General features: G+C 29.6%; 9 protein-coding genes. All 9 read right to left on the minus strand.

Annotation, left to right across the window (positions count from 1 at the left end):
- Positions 1-2: 2 nt before the first annotated feature.
- The 9 genes from BTO18_RS05725 to BTO18_RS05770 all read right to left on the minus strand — a co-directional run bounded on the left by BTO18_RS05725 (position 3) and on the right by BTO18_RS05770 (position 20,099).
- Positions 3-3,056 (minus strand): SusC/RagA family TonB-linked outer membrane protein, encoded by a 3,054-nt coding sequence (locus BTO18_RS05725; RefSeq protein WP_105015308.1) that lies wholly within the window; start codon positions 3,054-3,056, stop codon positions 3-5.
- 211 nt (positions 3,057-3,267) lie between these two features.
- Positions 3,268-6,069 carry a helix-turn-helix and ligand-binding sensor domain-containing protein gene (locus BTO18_RS05730; protein ID WP_105015309.1) on the minus strand — a complete coding sequence of 934 codons (2,802 nt, stop codon included), beginning with the start codon at positions 6,067-6,069 and terminating at the stop codon, positions 3,268-3,270.
- A 477-nt stretch (positions 6,070-6,546) separates the two neighbouring features.
- A complete protein-coding gene (locus BTO18_RS05740) occupies positions 6,547-8,664 on the minus strand; it encodes a glycoside hydrolase family 97 protein (RefSeq protein ID WP_105015311.1) in 2,118 nt (705 codons plus the stop codon).
- A gap of 3 nt (positions 8,665-8,667) precedes the next feature.
- Positions 8,668-10,317, minus strand: a complete 1,650-nt coding sequence (locus tag BTO18_RS05745; protein WP_105015312.1) for an alpha-amylase family glycosyl hydrolase — start codon at positions 10,315-10,317, stop codon at positions 8,668-8,670.
- Positions 10,318-10,324: 7 nt separating this feature from the next.
- Positions 10,325-11,716, minus strand: coding sequence for an alpha-amylase family glycosyl hydrolase (locus BTO18_RS05750; RefSeq protein WP_105015313.1), 1,392 nt, complete (start codon positions 11,714-11,716; stop codon positions 10,325-10,327).
- 2 nt (positions 11,717-11,718) lie between these two features.
- The gene (locus tag BTO18_RS05755; RefSeq protein ID WP_437438437.1) at positions 11,719-13,512 is read right to left on the minus strand and encodes an alpha-amylase family protein; all 1,794 of its coding nucleotides are present in this window, start codon (positions 13,510-13,512) and stop codon (positions 11,719-11,721) included.
- A 91-nt stretch (positions 13,513-13,603) separates the two neighbouring features.
- Entirely contained in the window at positions 13,604-17,086 is a 3,483-nt protein-coding gene (locus BTO18_RS05760; protein ID WP_105015315.1) for a TIM-barrel domain-containing protein, read from the minus strand.
- 30 nt (positions 17,087-17,116) lie between these two features.
- Positions 17,117-18,085, minus strand: coding sequence for an alpha/beta hydrolase (locus BTO18_RS05765; RefSeq protein ID WP_105015316.1), 969 nt, complete (start codon positions 18,083-18,085; stop codon positions 17,117-17,119).
- A 76-nt stretch (positions 18,086-18,161) separates the two neighbouring features.
- Positions 18,162-20,099 carry a glycoside hydrolase family 13 protein gene (locus BTO18_RS05770; RefSeq protein WP_105015317.1) on the minus strand — a complete coding sequence of 646 codons (1,938 nt, stop codon included), beginning with the start codon at positions 20,097-20,099 and terminating at the stop codon, positions 18,162-18,164.
- Positions 20,100-20,101 lie beyond the last annotated feature (2 nt).

Genomic DNA, 20,101 nt, shown 5'->3' on the forward strand with positions numbered 1-20,101 from the left:
TATTAAAAATTAACATTCATACCAAATAAAAATGTCTTTGGATTTGGATAAAAACCTTGATCTATACCTCCCCCAATTGGATTACCATTTGAAGTAGTTGGATCATAACCTCTGTATTTAGTCAATGTAAATAAGTTTGTTGCTGAAAAGTAAAATCTTAATTTGTCAAAACTTAATTTTTCTAAAACTTTATCACTAAAACTATAGCCTAATTGTACATTTTGTAATCTTACAAAAGAACCGTCTTCAACATAAAAATCAGAGAATAAATTATTACCAGTTGCACCTGTAGTTACTCTAGGAAAAGTATTACTAGTTCCTGGACCTGTCCATCTATCTAAATAATAAGTAGGTCTGTTTGTTAAAGGTAAATTTCTCTCATAGTTTCTAACTATTTCATTACCTAAAGATGCAAAGGCATAAGCACTAAAATCAAATCTCTTGTAATTAAAAGATAAATTCAAACCCATAGTTAAGTCTGCTATTGGATCACCTATATAAGTTCTATCATCACTATCAATTATACCATCACCATTTACATCAACAAATCTTAAATCTCCTGGTGTTGCATTAGTTTGAGTTGCATGTGCATTAACATCTGCTTGGGTTTGAAATAACCCATTAGTTTTATATCCGTAAAAATATCCAATTGGGAATCCAGCTTCCATTCTAGATGGTGGCTCTTGACCTACCCCAAAAGATCCTCCTTCAATTATTCCTGTAGAATTACCAACAAAAGTTACTACATTATCTAATGTTGTGAAATTGTAATTTATGTTAAAATTAAAATCTTCTGAAACTGTTTCTTTATATCCAATTGAAAATTCAAAACCAGAATTCTCTACATTACCTGCATTAACTACTGGCACTGAAGAACCAGGAGCAGCAACACCTATAATACCTGATGTTTGAGCTGACACTAAAAGATCTTCAGTAGTTTTCTTAAAGTAATCTGCTGTGATATTGATTTTATTAAAAAGCTCTATATCTACACCTATGTCTAGTGGAATTTGTTGTTCCCACTTAATTCCAGGGTTTGCAACTGGTCCTGATGCGATTCCTTGTACTAATTGATTATTAAATACATATTCTGCTTCTCCACTTAATAAAGATACAAACCTAAATGCTCCTGCAAAATCAATTCTATCGTTACCAATTATACCATAACTTGCTCTAAACTTTAAAAAGTTTATAACTTCAGATTCATTTAAAAAATCTTCTTCTGATGCTACCCAACCTACAGATGCTGTAGGAAAAAAACCAAATTTGTTTTCTGGACCAAAGCTAGAAGAACCATCTCTTCTAATTACTGCAGAAAATAAATATTTACCATCATAAGCATACTGTAATCTTGCAAAATATGAAAGTAACCTACTATCAAAAGATAAATTTGAACCTCCATTATTGTTTCTATGAATTGCAAGTCCGTCTCCATTTGCTACTGGTCCAGCAATATTTACATCATTTAAATCTGTACCTGTTGCATTACTTGTTAAAATAGTTTTAAATCTACTTATAGATTTAAATACTGATGTACCCATCATTGCTTTTACATCATGTACATCATTAAACAATCTTTCATATTTCACAAAAGCATCAAATGTATAATCGAAAAAATTTTGTTTAAAATCTACAAAAGTTGATTGATCTATATTAAAAACATTTCCATTTCCATAACTATAGATTTGATTAAATGTATTCGTTGTTGAAACAGAATAATTGGCTTGGAATCTTGTTTCTGCAGAGAAATAATCATAAAACTTATAATTTAACCCATAACTTCCAGAAATTTTATTGACCCAAGTTCGATTTTCAGCATTATCTATTTGAGCAAGTGGATTTGCAACCTCTATTCCTGTGCCTGTTACTGGAGGTCTAGAGAAATCTCCATTACCATCGTTAACAGGTGTTGTTGCTGGCATATTCAATGCATTATATAATATTGATCCTAAAGCATCTTCGATCAGATTTCTTTTATTGGTATTTGTATAAATTGTAGAAGAAGTAAATTTTAAGTTTTCTAGTATATCTGTATCAAAATTAAATCTAATATTTCTTCTGTTAAAATTTGCTTTATCACCACCAACTATACCATCTTGACTTAAAACCGATAAGCCAAGTGAATAAGTAGATTTTTCAGTACCTTTATTTAAAGTATAGTCAACACTATATATTGGTGCTGTTTCAAATGCTTCATCTTGCCAATTAGTTCCTTGACCTAAACCACTTACATTAGAAAAAGGTAAAGCCTCACCATTTGCTGCAAAAGCTTCATTTGCTAGTAATGCATATTCTGTAGCATTTAATAAAGGAATCTTTCTTGTGGTTTGCTGAAAACCTGTATACATATTTAGTGTTGATTTAAAGTCCGAATTTTTTCTTCCAGATTTAGTTGTTACTAAAATAACTCCATTTGCAGCTCTAACTCCGTAAATACCTGCTGCTGCATCTTTAAGAATATTAATAGACTCAATATCTGATGGATTTACAACACTTAGATCTTCTATTACCCTACCATCTAAAAGGATTAATGGTCTGGAATCTCCATTTGTAGAAACACCTCTAATTCTAATATTAGATGCAGCTCCAGGAGAACCTGAATTTTGTGTAATGTTAACTCCTGCTACTTGACCCTGTAGTGCCTGCTCAATTCTTGTAGGCTTTAAATCTTCAATTTGTGCACTACCAACAACTGTAACTGCTCCTGTAACTTCTTTCTTGGTTTGTGTACCATAACCTATCACTACTATCTCATCTAAAGATTCGGCTGATTCATCTAAAGAAACATCTATTTGTGATTGGTTAACTATTACCTCTTTTGTTTTGTATCCTAAATAATTAAAAACCAAAACAGCACCTTTTTTTACTTTTGATAAGTTGTAAACTCCATCAAAATCAGTTTCAGTACCAATAGTAGTTCCCTTAATTTGAATACTTACCCCAGGTAAAATATCACCTGTTTTGGCATCCTTTACAATTCCTTTAATGTTGATTGTTTGTGCAAAAACAAAAACACTGTTAATTAGGAATAGTAATAACATTATTTTTTTTCTCATGTAAATAACTTTAAATTATTGATTCTGTAAAAATACCAACATTAACTTGTTAAATACATAAAAAAACCCTCAACAAAAAACATACACAATAACAAAACAGCATAAAAACCTTTGATAGCCTATATGTTAAAAAATGTTAAAAATGAGAATAAAAAAGAAAATTAAAAAATGTTGTAGTTATGTATAGTTGTTTTTATGAGTTGAGCAGTGCTTATATTTCAATGATGTAGTTTGTTAAGTTTGCATTATGCGAAAGGTTCATTTTTTTTCTTAAACGATAACGCTTAACTTCTACACTTCTTGGAGAAATATTTAATAAAGGAGCTATTTCTTTAGAAGATAGATTTAATCTTAAATATGCGCATAATCTTAAATCATTTGGAGTTAACTCTGGATGTTTGGTTTTTATTTTTTTCAAAAAGTTCTTATCTGCATTATTAAAGGCTTCTTGAAACAATTTCCAGTCATCAGTATTGTTTAAATTTTTATCAATTATCTTAATAACCTTGTCTATGTTTTCTTTCCCTCTAGATAACAATTCAGCTTTTATCGTATTTAAAAATTCATTCTTTTTTATAATACTCATTGTAGAAGTAGCTAACTCTCTATTTTTACTTTCTATATCACTCCTTAACTTATCATTATTTAGCTTTATTATCTTTTGTTTATTCTCTAATTCTTTTAATTCTAGTTCTTTTTGAGCTCTTTCTAAAACATCTTGTTTCTGTTTTTTGTAATATCTTCTTGAGGCTAAATGCAAAAAAATAAGTACTGTTACTGCTAGGGCTAAATAAAGAAACTTTAAGAAATTAGACAAATACCATGGTTTACCAATAGTAAAAGTACATTCAGCAATATTTGTACTATACTTACCATCAATAAAAGATCTTACCTTGAAGTGATATTCTCCTGGTAATAAATTTTCAAATAAAAATGAACTCTTATCAGACTTTTTGCTCCATTTTTCATTTAAACCTACTAGTTTGTATTGGTATTTTACAGAAGATACTTTATTAAAATTAGGAACACTATAAAAGAATTCTATATTATTTTCATTGTCTTTGAAAGTAATTTCTTTCTTAATGTTTACACTCTTTTGTTGATTGTCTAATTCATTACTTAAAACTTTATTGATAGAAACTTCAAAATCGCTTGGCTCTTTGATTAGGTTTAAATTGACAGTTAAGTATCCGTTAGAAGTACCTATTAAGTACTTTCTATCTTTAAGGTGGATAATATTTTCATAACCAGAAGCTCCTTTGTGAATTGAACCTTTAATAGGGATTATGTTTAAGTCTGGTTTATCACTTAATTTACCTGGTGCTATGTAACGTATATCATCTTTGGTAAAAGACCATAACTTATTATATGTTTTATCGAAAATAAGTTTAGCAGATAAGAAATGATTTTCTGGCATCAATTTACTATAGGTAGTATCAATTTCAAAAGAATCTTTGGTTTTATTATATATATATATACCTTTTTTACATGAATATAATAGCTCATTATTATATTCAATTAAACTTGAGTGAATTCCTTTCTCTACAGATTCATCTTTCTCAAGTTTTATTACTTTTTTTAATTCTTTATCTAGCTGTAATTTAAAAACACCTTTATATTCGTGATTTACCAGAATTTTATTATCTCCAATTAATAAAAAGTACCTACTTGAGTTAGAAAAACCTTCTACTTTATGGCTTAAGTACCAACTATTATTCCTCTTCTTTAATACATATAACCCATCATAGTTGCCTTGTAAAATGGTGCTTTCATTTATCTTTTGTAAGCTCCAGTTTCCTTCTATCTCACAAATTAAATTAGCTTTATTATTAGTGATAATAAAGGTCCCTGAATCATGGCTGCAAAATAAAGTTTCATCTATTTCTTGTAAATTCCAAACTTGCCCTTGAGTGTTATCCATAAATTCAAAATCTCCTTCAGAATCTATTTTTTTATAATATAAACCTTGATTTGTACCTAAATATAAGTGATTATTAAAAACTTTAGACGCATAAATAGTTCCCCAAAAGTTCGTTTTTTTTACAAATAATTTAAAAGGTGATTTAAGATTAATTGTATTTATACCATTATCTAGCCCCAACCAAATATTGTCATCTATATCCTCAAAAATGGATAAAACAGTATTATTACTTAAGCCTAAACCTTGATTAATTTGATAAATTATTTCTCCATTTTTATGTATTTTAATAAAGCCATTAGAGATAGTACCCAATACTATATTTCCGTTTCTTAACTTTTTAGAGCTATATATGGTTTTATTAAAAAGTATGCTATCTGCATCAATATTCCATCTTTTTACTTTTTGATTTTCTAAATAGAAAAAACCTTTTTTTTGAGTTAAAAAAAATAACTTACTATCTTTAAGAAAAATATCTATAACTTTATTATTCTTTAAAATATCATCTTCAGATATTAATTTAGGATTTCCATTTTCTATCATAAAAATTCCTTTTTCTAACTCTTGAAAATAAATAGTATTTTCTACTTTAGATAGTTTGGTAATACTTTTAGTAGCATTTATTACTTTTAATAGTTTTGTTTTTAAATTATAGAGGTATATTCTTTGTAAAGATTTAAAAATCATCCAACCATCTAGCTCCGAAATTTCCCAAATTTGCTCATCCTCGAGCATTTCTATTTTATTTTTCTTTACTATGGATGTATATTCTAAAAGACCAAAATCATTTTTTGTCCAAAATCCAAAATCCATGTAAAAACCAGTATAGATTCTTTCATTAAAACACTTAACAGAACGCATTATTGTTTCATTTGGAGTTGGATATAACTCCCAAGTCTCACCATTAAACTCTAATAAACCTTCGTTATTTGCTACATAAATAAACTTGTTATTTGCTTGAGAAACTCCCCAATTTTGATTTTCTGCTCCATAATCTTCAGTAGAAAATATATTTATAGGAGGAACTTCTTGTGATAAAGTTGTAGTAACAATTAAAAATATATTTATAAGAAATAATAGATTTTTTTTTTGCATAAATTATTTCATTTTTATACGAATTTAGCAAAATATATATAACATTGGGTATTTTATGTAAACTTCGAGAGGTAATTTAGGTTAAAAATGAAGTGTTTTCTGTGTTATTTATCACGCAAAGCGTAAATAATATTAACATAATTTTAAGATTTAAAAATAATTGACTAAATTTATAATATAATATTAATTGATTTGATGAACTTGATGAAGAAGTTAGGAATAGCTAACACTTTAATGTTATTATTATGTGTATTAATAATACTTGTAGCTGAATACTTATTTTTAGTGGGTGATAAATTACACGGAATTTTTTTAGGTCTATGGCCCCCGACTTTATTAGGTATAATGATTTACATAAAACTTATAAAAAATGAGCGCAAATGATATAATTCTCTACTTTTCTATTTTTGTAGGAATATGCGTAATTATCTGGGCTTATTTTATGATAAATCAATACGATAAAGTTAATAAAGAAGACTAATTTTTCTTTTTTATACTTATAGCCAAACCTCCACCAGCTGCTAAATTAAATTTTAATTTAGTGTTTTTATCAACATTTATAGTATCAAAATCTATATCTAAAGGGTTGTCATTCCAATGTGCGTTTTTCCCATCTTTATAAATTTTTGCTTGGTATGTTTGATCTTTATCCAAAAAACTAAAATCAACTTCTATTTCTCTAGCGTTTTCATCAGTAATACTTCCTAAAAACCAATTTTCTGTTTTACGCTCTTTTCTTGAAATAGTTACAAAATTACCAATTTCACCATTTAAAACTTTGGTTTCTGACCAATCTACACCCACATCTTTAATAAACTCTAAAGGTTTTGGATTTGCTTCATAATGTTCTACCAAATCTGCAGCCATTTGTACAGGACTGTAAATAACCACATACAAAGCCAATTGATGTGCTAATGTTGTATTTACTTGATTTTCTTTTTTATATTCATCAAATTTGATGTTAAAAATACCTGGAGTAAAATCTATAGGGCCTGCCAACATTCTTGTAAAAGCTACTATTGATAAATGTTCTGGAGGATTGCCTCCATCTTGAGACCATGCATTAAATTCTTGTCCACGCAAACCTTCTCTAGAAATAATATTTGGATACGTTCTTCTTAAACCTGTAGCTTTTATAGGCTCATGAGCATTTACAGCAACTTGATATTTGGCTGCTTTTATAGCTGCATTGTTATATTGATTTACCATGTATTGTCCATGATGATATTCTCCTTTTGGCAAAATTTTACCAACATAACCAGATTTTACAGCATGTATTCCATATTTCTGCATCAAAGCATAGGCTGTATCTTGTTGTTTTTCGTATGTTTGTGTAGCTGCAGATGTTTCATGATGCATGATAATTTGTACTCCTTTTTCTTTTGCGTAGGCTGTAACTTCCTCTAAATTATAATCTGGATAAGGAGTTACAAAATCGAAAACGCCTTCTCTGTCTTCGAAACCAATCCAACGTTCCCAACCTGTATTCCAACCTTCTACTAGAACTCCACCAATATTATTTTTTGCAGAAAAATCAATAAATCGTTTTACATTTTCAGTGGTTGCTCCATGTTTTCCATGGGCTTTTCCTGTATCTGTCCATTTTCCATCAATCATTTCCATACCATAATCCCAAGAAGATTTTCCTAAATGCATCTCCCACCAAACTCCAGTATATTTCATTGGTGTAAACCAAGAAACATCGCCCAATTTATTAGGTTCGTTTAAGTTTACAATTAAATTAGAAGCAATCAAATCTGGAGCATTGTCTGTAATCTGAATAGTTCTCCATGGAGTTTTAAATGGTAAAGTTCTTTTTACTTTATAATCTGTATTTCTAGAACCTACCAAACTACTTTTTAAAGATAAATTTTTAGTGTCTACTTTTAAGGTCATTCCTGCATAATCTACCAAAGCTGCTTCATGAAAACTTAAATGAACTCCATTTTTACTTACTAAAGTAACAGGAGTATTTACCGCGTTTTCTGGAATATAAGATTGTGCTAAATTAGTTTTTGGTATGTAGGATTTTGCATCAATTTCAGAGAATTTTGTAGTGCTATACAAATGTTCGTAAATATCCCAGTCTCCAGGAATCCAAAAGGTTTTATAATCTTCTGTTAAATTGAATTCTGTATGTTCTTCTTTTATTAAAACTTCTTTTAAATTTTCTTGTTCAGGAAATTCGTATCTAAATCCAACTCCATCATTAAAAACTCGAAAAACCAAATTTACTTTACGTTGTAAATCATCTCTTTCTTGTAACTTAATTTTAATTTCATTATAGTTGTTTTCTACATCTAATTGCTCACCCCAAGGCATTTGCCAAGTCTCTTCAACTTCTATTGGTTTTTTAACTTTTGCAATAAAACCTTTTGTTAATTCAGGAGCATTTGTAAATTCAAACCCCACAAAAGAAGTATCTATAACAGCCTTTTCTTTGTAATTTACAATGTAGAAAAAACGACCTTCATTATTTAAATAAAACTGAACTTTTGTATTTTCATCTGGTGAAAATACTTTAGAAGAATCAACACCACATGAGGAAAAGAAACCTATTAAAGTAAAAATAAAAAGAAATTTGATTGATTTCATAGCTTATATTTTCTCTAATAGTACAATATCAAAATTTGAGTTAACAGTTACTTTTCCATTTTTAACTTCTACTATTTGATTTGAATAAAAATCTTTTAATTTATCACCGTTTTTAAATACTGATGAAGTTTCTATTGTCTTCTTTCCTTTTGGTAGATTAATACCTGCTATGATTTTATCACTTTTCCATTTCCTTGAAAAAACTACACCATTTTCACTTGGAATCATTTTATGTTTTCCTGCACCAATAGACATGTGGTTTGCTCTAAACTGTCCTAATTTTTGCCAATGATTTAAAATATCCTTTGTATTATCATTACTTTCTAAAGCATCCCAATTCATAAAAGAACGTAAAGTTGCATCACCAATAGCACCTTTAATTGTTAAGTCTCTTGCAGATTCATCTCCATAATAAACCTGTGATGTTCCTGGGGTTAATAACAGCATGGTTGCAGTCTTATATGGCTTCTTTCTTTCTTTATCAAATGGTTGTCCATCATCATGAGAAGTCATGTAATTTAGAACACTAAATCCGTTAAAATTATCTTGTAAAACTTCATTATATTTTTTGAATAAATCAGCTTCTTTCATTTGTTTTGCATTCCACTTGATTTCAAAATTTATTAATGCATCAAAAGCTTTATCAAAATAATTTACTTTTTTATCTCCAAAATCAAAAGATTTTCCATGAGAAATGGCATAATTATACACCTCTCCTACTAAATAAAAATCGTTTTTATCTAAAACTTTTTCTGGGTTATTTTTCTTATACTCTTCAAAGGCAAAATCACATTCTGTTCTAAACTCTTGCCAAACATACTCTTCTGTATGCTTTACTGTATCTACTCTGTAACCATCAATACCAAATTCGGTGATATAATCTGTTAGCCATTTCATAATATAAAAACGTGGTGCTCTTGGATGACCTGTTCTTTCGAAAAATGCATTTAACTCTTTGATTTCTTGTTCATACCTACCTTCTGATTTCCATTTTGCAACCAATTGAGGAGGCAGTTCTACATTTTCGTTACTATCTGTTCTAATATCTGGTAAATTTTTTACCAAAGTACATTTAATTGTATTTTCATAGTTAGAATATTTGCATTGAGGTTGAGTTCTTACCCATTCATTTGGCCAAACAGCATCTTTTTCTGTGACTGGACCTGTATGATTTATTACTGCATCTAACAATACTCGAATTCCATTTTTATGCGCAACTGAAACCAATTCTTTTAAGTCTGCTGTCGTTCCAAAATTTGGGTCAATTTTTGTCCAATCCTTTGCCCAATATCCATGAAAACCATAAGTGTTTCCAGTACCTTCATCTGTTGCATCATGAATTTGCTCTACAATAGGCGTCATCCAAATGGCATTAATTCCCAAATTTGTAAAATAACCTTCTTTAATTTTTTCTGTGATTCCTTTAATATCACCACCTTCAAAACCTCTTAAAACTCCTGTTTCTTTAGTCCTATTAAAATTAACATCATTAGTTTTATCTCCATTGTTAAAACGATCAGTTAGTAAAAAATAAATGTTTGCTCCTTCCCAAACAAAATCTTTCGTTTCTTTTTTAGCAATTTTATCTACCTTTTTTTCTTGACAAGAAATTACAGTAACAAATAAAAAACAGATTGCGAATATTTTTTTCATGATGGTTTTATTTTATGTAAACTTTATAACTCCAAGGAGCTAATTTTAATTTAAAATTATTATCTAAACTTATAGTTTCTTTAGTTGTAAAATCTTTATAATCTCCTGTATAAAGAGATTCTTTAAAATTAATATCTTTTGATTCTTCAGAAAAATTAAAAACTGCAAAAACTTTGTCTTTCTCATTCTGTCTTACAAAACTAAACACTTTGCTTTCTACATTATTAGGAACTTTAATCATTGTACTCCCCCATTTTGCGTGCCATAAAGCTGTATTTTCTTTCATTAATTGAAACAAATTTTTATACAGTTTCCCTATTTTATGATCTTGCCATTTTATAGCATCTTTCTCAAAAAATTCTAATCTTTTTGCATTTCCTGCTTCTTGTCCATTGTACATTAAAGGCATTCCTTCGCCTACAACAGAAAGTACAATTGCAGCTTCTAAACCTTCTTTAAATTGCTCATACATTGTGCCTTCCCAAGCATTTTTATCGTGATTGCTTACAAAAGTCATTCGCATACTATTTTCTGGAAACGCACTTTCGTTCCAAGAATAATAAATATACAAAGCGTTTACATCTGCTTTTCCTTTACAAATTTTATGCACAGCTTCGTTCCAAGACCAAGCATACGTCATATCAAAAGATTTGGCATGCAGGTCTCTAGATTCCCATTCTGCTAGCATAAAAACAGGTTTTAGGGCATCCAATTCTTTACGAACATTATTCCAAAATTCTATAGGAACAAAACCAGCTACATCACATCTGTAGCCGTCAATATTGGCTTCATTTACCCAATATTTTAAAGCTTCTGTCATATATTGTCTTACTTCTGGCTTGTTATAATTTAGATCGATAATATCAGACCAATCCCACCAAGGAGTTGGACGAAAATTGTTTTTATAATCTTTATCATACCAATCTGGATGATTGATAACCAAATCATTATCCCAAGAAGTATGATTGGCAACCCAATCTAAAATTACATACATTCCCAGATTATGAGCTTCGTTTACAAAATTTTTCAAGTCTTGCAATGAGCCAAATTCTTTATTTACTCCATAATAATCTTTTACAGAATATGGACTTCCTAAACTGCCTTTTCTCTTTTTATTTCCAATGGGATGAATTGGCATTAACCAAATAATGTCAATGCCTAATTCTTTTAATCTTGGCAATTGTTTTTGAGCTGCTTTAAAGGTGCCTTCTTCAGAAAATTGTCTTGTATTTAATTGATAAATGGCAGCGTTTTTACTCCATTCTGGATGTGCTATTTTTACATATTCTTCAGGTTGATAAACATCAGATACTTCTGATTTTTTAGCTGAATTTGATTCTATATTTTTACAACTTTGCAAAATAAAAATCAAGAATAGAAAATAGACAAGGTTTTTCATTTTTATTGAAGTTGAAGAATAAACGATTGTAAAGGTTTAATATCAATTCTAATTTTTGCTTTCTTGTCTTTTACAACTAAAGTTGATGAAAATTCATTATACAATTGATCTTTAAACTGATATTTGCCCTCTTTTAAGTTCCATTTTTGAGTGATATTTTCTGGCAAAGCCAATTCAAAACCATAGGTGTTTTCAGCATTAAAATTTGAAATGACAATCAACTTTTCATTTTCAGAATAACGCACGAAAGACAACACTTTTTCATTATACCATTCTGTATTTTCTCGATTATATTGATGAATATCTGCATATTTACCCATTAGAGCATCTGAATTAATGGTAAAGTTTAATAATCTCTTGTAAAAATCTCTTAAATCAGCTTCTTCTTTGGTAGATTGTCCTCCATCAAAACTCTTATCATTTACCCATCTTTGTAAAGAAGGCACCCCAACATAATCGAAAATTGAAGTTCTACTTGGACTTCCAAAACCTGCTTTTTCTGAACCATCCTCACCAAATTCCTGACCAAAATAAACCATTGTTGGTGCTGTTGAAATGGTTGCAGAAACTACCATTGCTGGTTTTCCTTTCAAGGCATTTCCTGCAAATTCTGGACTTGCAATTCTTTGCTCATCGTGATTTTCAAGAAAATGCAACATATGATCTTCTATATCTTTTAAATCTTCTTGAATTGGTGGAATATGATCTGTTAACCCTTTTCCTTGCATTACATTTTTAATGGTATCATACAATTGAACTTTGTCATATAAATAATCCATTTTACCCAATTTAATATAATTTCTATATTCCTTTGGATTGTACACTTCTGCCAATAAAAAAGCATCTGAATTTTCCATTTTTATGGCTGAATTCATATAACTCCAAAACTCTACAGGCACCATTTCTGCCATATCATATCTAAAACCATCTACTCCTTTTGCTATCCAATACAAAGCAATATCTCTGAATTTTATCCAAGAATTTGGTACGGTTTTATCTTTCCAAAAATTAAAATGTTTTTTGTAATCTTCATTTTCAAAACCTGCTGGCAATTCATCAAAATCTTTTTTCCCATCAGGAGAAATTCCATAGTTTACTTTTACAGTTTCGTACCAATCATAAAAACTAGGTTTTGGAGAACGTGAACCATTACCTGTCCATTTTGCAGGATTTTCATCAAAATTACCATCAGAAAGTGGATGACTTTCTCCTCCTAAAGGTTTGTATCCATTTAAGAATTCTGGCACTTCAAATGATGTGTTTGGTACATAATAAAAGTTATTATTAACATTGTAAGCCACAGTTTTATCATCATCTGCACCAAAATCTTTTGTACCTTTTGGATTGGTTAAACTTTGGTAATTACGAGCTACGTGATTTGGAACAATATCAATAATCACTTTTAAATCAGCTTTATGAGAACGTTCAATTAGTGCTTCAAATTCTTGTAAGCGATTTTCAACATTTACAGCCAAATCAGGATTTACATTGTAATAATCTTTAACTGCATAAGGTGATCCTGCTCTACCCTTTACAACATCTGGATCATCATTAGAAATACCATATTTTGTATAATCTCGAATTACATTATGGTGAGGAACTCCTGTATACCAAATATGAGTAACTCCTAAATCTTTGATTTCTGACAAGGCTTTATCAGTAAAATCATTGAACTTCCCTACTCCATTTTCTTCTAAAGTTCCCCAAGGTTTATTGGTTGTATTTGTGTTGCCAAATAAACGTGTAAAAACCTGATAAACAACAAGCTTTTTGTTATCAATAGTACTAATCTCCATCTTCTTTTCTGATACTTTCTCTTTAGAACAACTCCATAAAACCAAAGCTATTAACGCTATTAAAAAGTTATTTTGCTTGTTCATATTATATTTATTTTAGTGATATTTTAATTTTCAATTCTTTTTCAGGATTCCATTTTAAAGGAATTTCTAATCGATTTTCTTTTGATAAAATTTGCCTTTTTCTTCCATTAACTCTCACTTTTTTTGGTTTCCAATTGATATTATGCACAATCAATTTTATATTTTTTTCTTGGCTTTTCCAGTTTTTACCTAGTTCCGCTTCAAAATCAATTTCTAAAAATTTTTTTGAAAATTCTGCTTCAAATTCCATGATTTCAAATTTTCCTTTTTCAAAGGAATTTGCAGTAACTCCATTATCATTATAAAAGGTTCTTTCTGATGTTTCTTTTTTGTCAAAATAATAATGCAATTCTAATTGATCTGCATTATAATTATCTGTGGTTTGTACCAATTCTGACATCAAAATAAAAGCACCACCTCTTACATAAGTTGGTATGGCTTTTTGTTTCACTTTTACAGATTTTGTTTGTCCTCCTTCAACCTTATCACCATCAAAATAGAAATTGAACCAATTTGCAGTTTTAGGAAAATAAATTTCTTTTATTTTTACAGAATCTTTTAAAATTGGTGTGATTAAAAAATCTTTTCCCCATAAATATGTTGATGAATTCTCCATCAATTTTTTGTCATCTTCTTCAAAGAAAATAGGACGCATTAAAGGCAATCCTTTTTGATTGTTTTCAAAAGCTAAATTGTAATTATAAGGCAATAACTTGTAGCGTAATTCAATTGCATTTTTTGCATATTTTTTTGCAAAATCACTTCTAAAAACAGGTTCACTTGGTACATCTTCTTGTGCGTGAGGTCTGTAAATTGGTTGAAAAACACCATATTGCAACCATCTTGTGTATAAATTATCATTTAAATTTGCACCTGCAAAACCACCTAAATCAGAATGCATATATGCTAAACCTTGCATTCCCATTTGCAAAGAAATTTCTGGTTGAGATTGTAAACCTCCCCAAGTTCTGTTTACATCACCTGACCAAGGAATCATTCCAAAACGTTGCGAACCAGAAGATCCTGCTCGCATTAAAATAAATGGTCTTTCGTTTGGAAAATCTTTTTTGTAACCTTCAAAAATTAATCTTGCCCAATCGTGACCGTAAATATTATGAATTTCATCTGCTTTAAATTTTTGATTCTTGCCAAAACTAACCCAAGAAGGCAATACTTCTGGTTCGCCTAAATCGCCCCACAAACCTTTTACACCCAAATCCAAAATGCCTTTGTAAATATTCCAAAACCAGTTTCTGCCTTCTTTTTTGTAAATATCTACAATACTAGTATTTCCAAAATAGAAATTGTATTTTGCTGAATTACCAAGTGTGTCTTTTGCTAAAACCTCTTTTTGATTGGCTTCTTGCCATTTTTTGGATTTATCAACTATAAATGGTTCTGTTATTAAAACGGTTTTTACGCCTTTATTTTTTAAATTAGAAACCATTTGCTGCATATCAGGAAAAGAATCTTTATACACTTCTAGGTTTCCCATTGTTCCTTTCATCCCTTTTCCAAACCAGTATAAATCTAAAATAACGCCATCTACAGGAATTTTTTCTACCTTGAATTTAGCAATCGTTTCTTCTGTTTCTTTCTGTGAATGATACCCAAATCTACTTGAAAAATTACCTAAAACCCATCTTGGAGGTAAAGGCTGTTTTCCTGTTAAATTGGTATAATTGTCAATTAAATCTTCCCAAGAATCTCCTGCAATAATTTGATAAGTTTTTCTACCTGAAATCGTTTCATAAGTAAGCGAATTCTCTTTTTTAGAATCCAAATCCAAATATCCAATAGCAGGATTATCAAAATGCACCATATATTTTTTTGAGGAAACTACTAAAGGAATCGTGAAATTCATCAATTTTGAAGTAGTTTCATAGCCATAATGTGCTCTATTATAAAGTCGTAGACGATTTCCTCTTCTGTTCATTCCCAATGCTCTTGCACCTGTTCCATACAAAACCTCATCACTGGTTAAACTTAAGGTTATGGTTTCAAAATCATTTGTTTTTTGATAGCCGTTTTTTTCTGAAGTTAATTTAATTCCATTTTGCCAATAAGAAATATTGAATGGTTTTTTCGTGATTTTTACTGCAACTTGATTTGATGAAAAATTGATTTTGGTTTCATTTTCATCAAACTCAACATCATTATATTTTTCTGATAACACAACTGCGTGTGAACCTTGAATTTCTTTTTCATTTTTAGGGATAAATGTAGTTTCTACAATTTTGGCATCATAAAAATGGATTTTATAAATCCCATCTGAAACATCAATATTTAAAACATTGTTATCGAATTTTGCATCAACAAACCTTCTAGCTTTAATAGTTTCTTTAAAAAGCCATAAAATGGTTTCTTCGAAATTTGTTCTCCAGAGTTCTTCATTATGTTTTCCTTCTGGGACAATTTTAGATTTGATATTTTCTGATAGAAAATTCAGATTTTTTAAAACAGCAATTGTAGTTTCCATATCAGAAACCATTTTACTTTTTTGATTAGAGCTAGGTTTTACACCTTCTTTATCGCCTACTAAAAAATACATTTTTGTATTTTTTACATTACCGTGATTTTTTGTGAACTCTTTTACTTTTGGCGAAAACCAAAATGAAGGTGAATACACACCAACTTTACCGAAAATATTTGGGTACTTTAATGCAGCATAATAGGAAATTAAACCGCCCATAGAACTTCCAATAATTCCTGTGTTTGCTTTACTTTTTAATGTTCTATACTTGTTATCGACATAAGGTTTTAAAGTATTGCTGATAAAATCTACATAAGCATCTCCTTCTCCACCTCCATATTTTTCGTTTTTCCAAGGCGAATATTCATCCAAACGTTGGTCTCCTCCATTGTCAATACCAACAACAATCAATTTTAAATTTTTCTCTTTAAATAATTTATCTAAAGTTTCATCTACATTCCATTCCCCTGAATATGAAGTAGTTTCATCAAAAATATTTTGAGCATCGTGCATATACACAACTGGATATGATTCTCCAGAAACTTCATAATCTGGAGGAAGATACATCCAAATTTTTCGCTTCCTTTTTAATTGAGGAATGTAAAATTCTTCATCAAGAATAGAAACATTTTTAGATATTGTAGGCATCTTTTTTGCATCAAATAGATGACTCCAACCTTGAATTTTATAATAAACAGTATCGTGTTTCGATGTAAAAGTGTAAGACCTATTGTCTAAACTTTCTCCTACTTTATTAGATTCAGCAGTTTTCCAAGAACCTAACGTAAATTTGAATAAAACACTTACGTCTTTTTTAGGAAGCGTAATCGAATAAACATTGTTTTCTCGCTTTAAAGTATATTTTTCATTACCTCCTGTCCAACCTTCAAAATCTCCAGAGACGTAAATTGAAGCTCCTTTTGGTGTATCTTTTGGAATCTCTTTTACAATAATTGTAACTTGACTGAAACAATTAAAACTAAAAATTATACAAAGTATATTGAGGAATTTTCTCATTATTGGATAAATATTTTATTAGTTTTAGAGCTATTTTTTTAATAAAAAAGTCAATGGAATATGAACTCTTTTTTGCCAAGCATTTTCTGAATGATTGGTTCCTTCAAAAAATAGATTTTTAAAATTTTTGGCTGAATACCCATTACTTGAGTAAATAGAATCAACTTTAGAAGCATATTGTGGATAAAACTGGTCTAAAGTTTTGTCACCATAATCAAAATAGATTTTATGAGAATTTGCATCTGGCACATTTTCTGAAACATATTTAAAAATTGCTTTAGGAAAAGGATTATTTTCTCTTGGCATTGCACCAACCCAATGTGTAGAAAGGCAAGCTGCTCCTTGAAAAAGAGTTGGATATTCTGAAATTGCATACATACTCATTAAACCTCCCATTGATGAACCCATCACAAATGTATTTTCTTTATTCGTGTAAACTGAATACGTTTTATCTATGTATGGTTTTAATTCTTCAACTAAAAACTGTAAATATTCATCTCCTTTAAAGTCTTTTAAAGCTACTTTAGTTTTAGAAATGCTCTGTGCTTCACTTATTTCTTCTTCAGATAAATGTTGCATCGCTTTTTCTGGGAATAAATCTAACCAACGAATTTTTGGGATATTATGAATGCCAACAACAATAAAATCTTTTACAGTACCTTCTTTCATTAATTTGGTTGCAACTTCGTCTATCCTCCATTCTTGTTTGTTCCAAGTTGTAGTTGCATCAAATAAATTTTGACCATCGTGCATATATAAAACTGCATACTTTTTTGCTGATGAATAGTTTTCTGGCAACCAAACATCTATTGGTCTAGGTGTAATATTTTTTGATGGAAAAGCAGTTACTCTAATTAATTTTCCACCTGCTAAAACTGCATCTTCTAACACTTTTGATGTGATGTTGGTAAACTTATTTTCTTCTTTTTTCGATTGTTTTTTTTGAGAGTTACACGAAAATGTGAAGAGTATGGAAAGTAAAAAGATTAAGTTTTTCATATTAATAAGTTTAAAATGTTCTCAATACAATTTCGATGAAAAATCGAAATCACTCGAACTGACACTCTTTTTAAATTTATTTTTTTGTTGTTAAAATGATGCTTCCTTTTTCAGTAAAATTAAAATCATCTCCCCAAACAAAATCTTCTCCAGTTATAATGTTTTTTAAAGTTTTTCCTCTTAAATCAACTTCCGCATAACGTTTTAGATCGATACTAATTGGTTTGTCATTTTTATTAATGATGTGTACAACAGTTTCATCATCTTTAACTCTAAATAAGAAATAAGTACCCATAAATGGAGCAAAATGGATGGTTTTTCCTTCTTGAATTGCCTTACTATTTTTTCTATAATTTAAAACCCTTTTTACAAAAGATTGCATTTCTTTTTGGTCTTTTGATAACCCTTTTCTTGTAAATGCATTGGTTTTATCTCCTTTCCATCCTCCAGGAAAATCAGTTCTAATCAACCCATGATCTCCATGATTAGCAGTATCATCCATCAAAATTTCGGTTCCATAATAAATTTGAGGAATTCTTGGCAACATCAACATATAACCTAAAGCCATTTTTGATTTTGTAGCATCTTCATTTAGAGCAGTAAACATTCTACCTTCATCATGATTGTCTAAAAAAACCATAATATCTTTAGGAGTTGCGTAATGAAAATCATTCGCTAAACCTTCGTAGATTTTTACTAAACCTGTTCCCCAAGTCTCCTCTTCATTAATACCTTCAATGATACTTTTTTGCATTGGGAAATCCATTGTAGATTTTAAGTTGGACTCATAACCATCTTTATTATTAGCTCCTGTTTGCCAATAACCAACCAACAAAGGATTGTAGCTCCATTCTTCGCCAACAATAGAAAAATTAGGATATTCGTTCATAATTGCTCCTGCCCAATTACTCATAAATTGTTTGTCTGGATATGGATATGTATCTTGACGAATACCACCTAAACCTAACGTTTCAATCCACCAAATTGAATTTTGAATGATGTAAGTTGCCATAAATGGATTACGTTGATTCAAATCTGGCATTCCAGCTACAAACCAGCCTTCGTTATTTCCTTTTCTATCTACTTTTGCTGCGTATGTATCTTGATTTGTAGTTCTTCTATGATTAGAACCAATGTTGGTTTTGTAAGTCCAATTATCAATATTATCCTCATAGTTTTTTTGATTATTTACCCAATCATCAAAAGGCAAATCTTTCATCCACCAATGTTCTAATCCACAATGATTTGCTACTTGATCCATAATGAGTTTCATTCCTTTTTGGCGCAATTTATCAGCTAAATTTTTATAATCATCCATAGTTCCAAAACGTGGATCTACTTGATAATAATCTGTAATTGCATAACCATGATACGAACCTTTTGGCATATCATTAGTTAAAACTGGAGTTGGCCAAATAGTTGTAAATCCTAAATCTGAAATATAATCTACACCATTTATAATTCCTTGTAAATCTCCTCCATGTCTTTGATAACCATCAGTTCTATCAATTGTGGTTTCTTTTAAATTTTTGTTGATATCATTAGATTCATCAGCATTTGTAAATCGATCTGGAGTAATTAAATAAATGGCATCAGAACTGTCAAAACCTTTGTAATCTTTGGCCGATTTTTCTCTTGATTTTAACTCGTAAGTATGTATAAAATCGTCAGTATTTTCTTTCTTTAAAATGATATCAAATTTACCTGCTTTAGTAGTTTTAGAAATTTCTAAATCAATAAATAAGTAATTATTACTTTTTGATGTTGGCGTTGTCTTTTTTATAGAAACACCATTGTAATTTATTTCTGGTTTGTATTCAGAAATATTAGGATGATGAATTAACAATTGTACATTATTATTCTCCATTCCTATCCACCAATTTGGTGGTTCTACGATTGGAAGTTTAGCATTGGAAATAGAAACTGCAGAAGCATTTTTTAGATTTTCCTTCTGATTGCATGAGAAAAAAAATATAATTACAAAAGAAAAAATAATGCTTCTGTGTAGTTTCATTT

It is taken from the genome of Polaribacter porphyrae (genome assembly GCF_002954685.1).
Lineage (GTDB): Bacteria > Bacteroidota > Bacteroidia > Flavobacteriales > Flavobacteriaceae > Polaribacter > Polaribacter porphyrae.

Coding starts and splice junctions, on each gene's coding strand:
- BTO18_RS05725 (WP_105015308.1), bottom strand. CDS start 3,056: ATGAGAAAAAAAATAATGTTATTACTATTCCTAATTAACAGTGTTTTT.
- BTO18_RS05730 (WP_105015309.1), bottom strand. CDS start 6,069: ATGCAAAAAAAAAATCTATTATTTCTTATAAATATATTTTTAATTGTT.
- BTO18_RS05740 (WP_105015311.1), bottom strand. CDS start 8,664: ATGAAATCAATCAAATTTCTTTTTATTTTTACTTTAATAGGTTTCTTT.
- BTO18_RS05745 (WP_105015312.1), bottom strand. CDS start 10,317: ATGAAAAAAATATTCGCAATCTGTTTTTTATTTGTTACTGTAATTTCT.
- BTO18_RS05750 (WP_105015313.1), bottom strand. CDS start 11,716: ATGAAAAACCTTGTCTATTTTCTATTCTTGATTTTTATTTTGCAAAGT.
- BTO18_RS05755 (WP_437438437.1), bottom strand. CDS start 13,512: ATGGAGATTAGTACTATTGATAACAAAAAGCTTGTTGTTTATCAGGTT.
- BTO18_RS05760 (WP_105015315.1), bottom strand. CDS start 17,086: ATGAGAAAATTCCTCAATATACTTTGTATAATTTTTAGTTTTAATTGT.
- BTO18_RS05765 (WP_105015316.1), bottom strand. CDS start 18,085: ATGAAAAACTTAATCTTTTTACTTTCCATACTCTTCACATTTTCGTGT.
- BTO18_RS05770 (WP_105015317.1), bottom strand. CDS start 20,099: ATGAAACTACACAGAAGCATTATTTTTTCTTTTGTAATTATATTTTTT.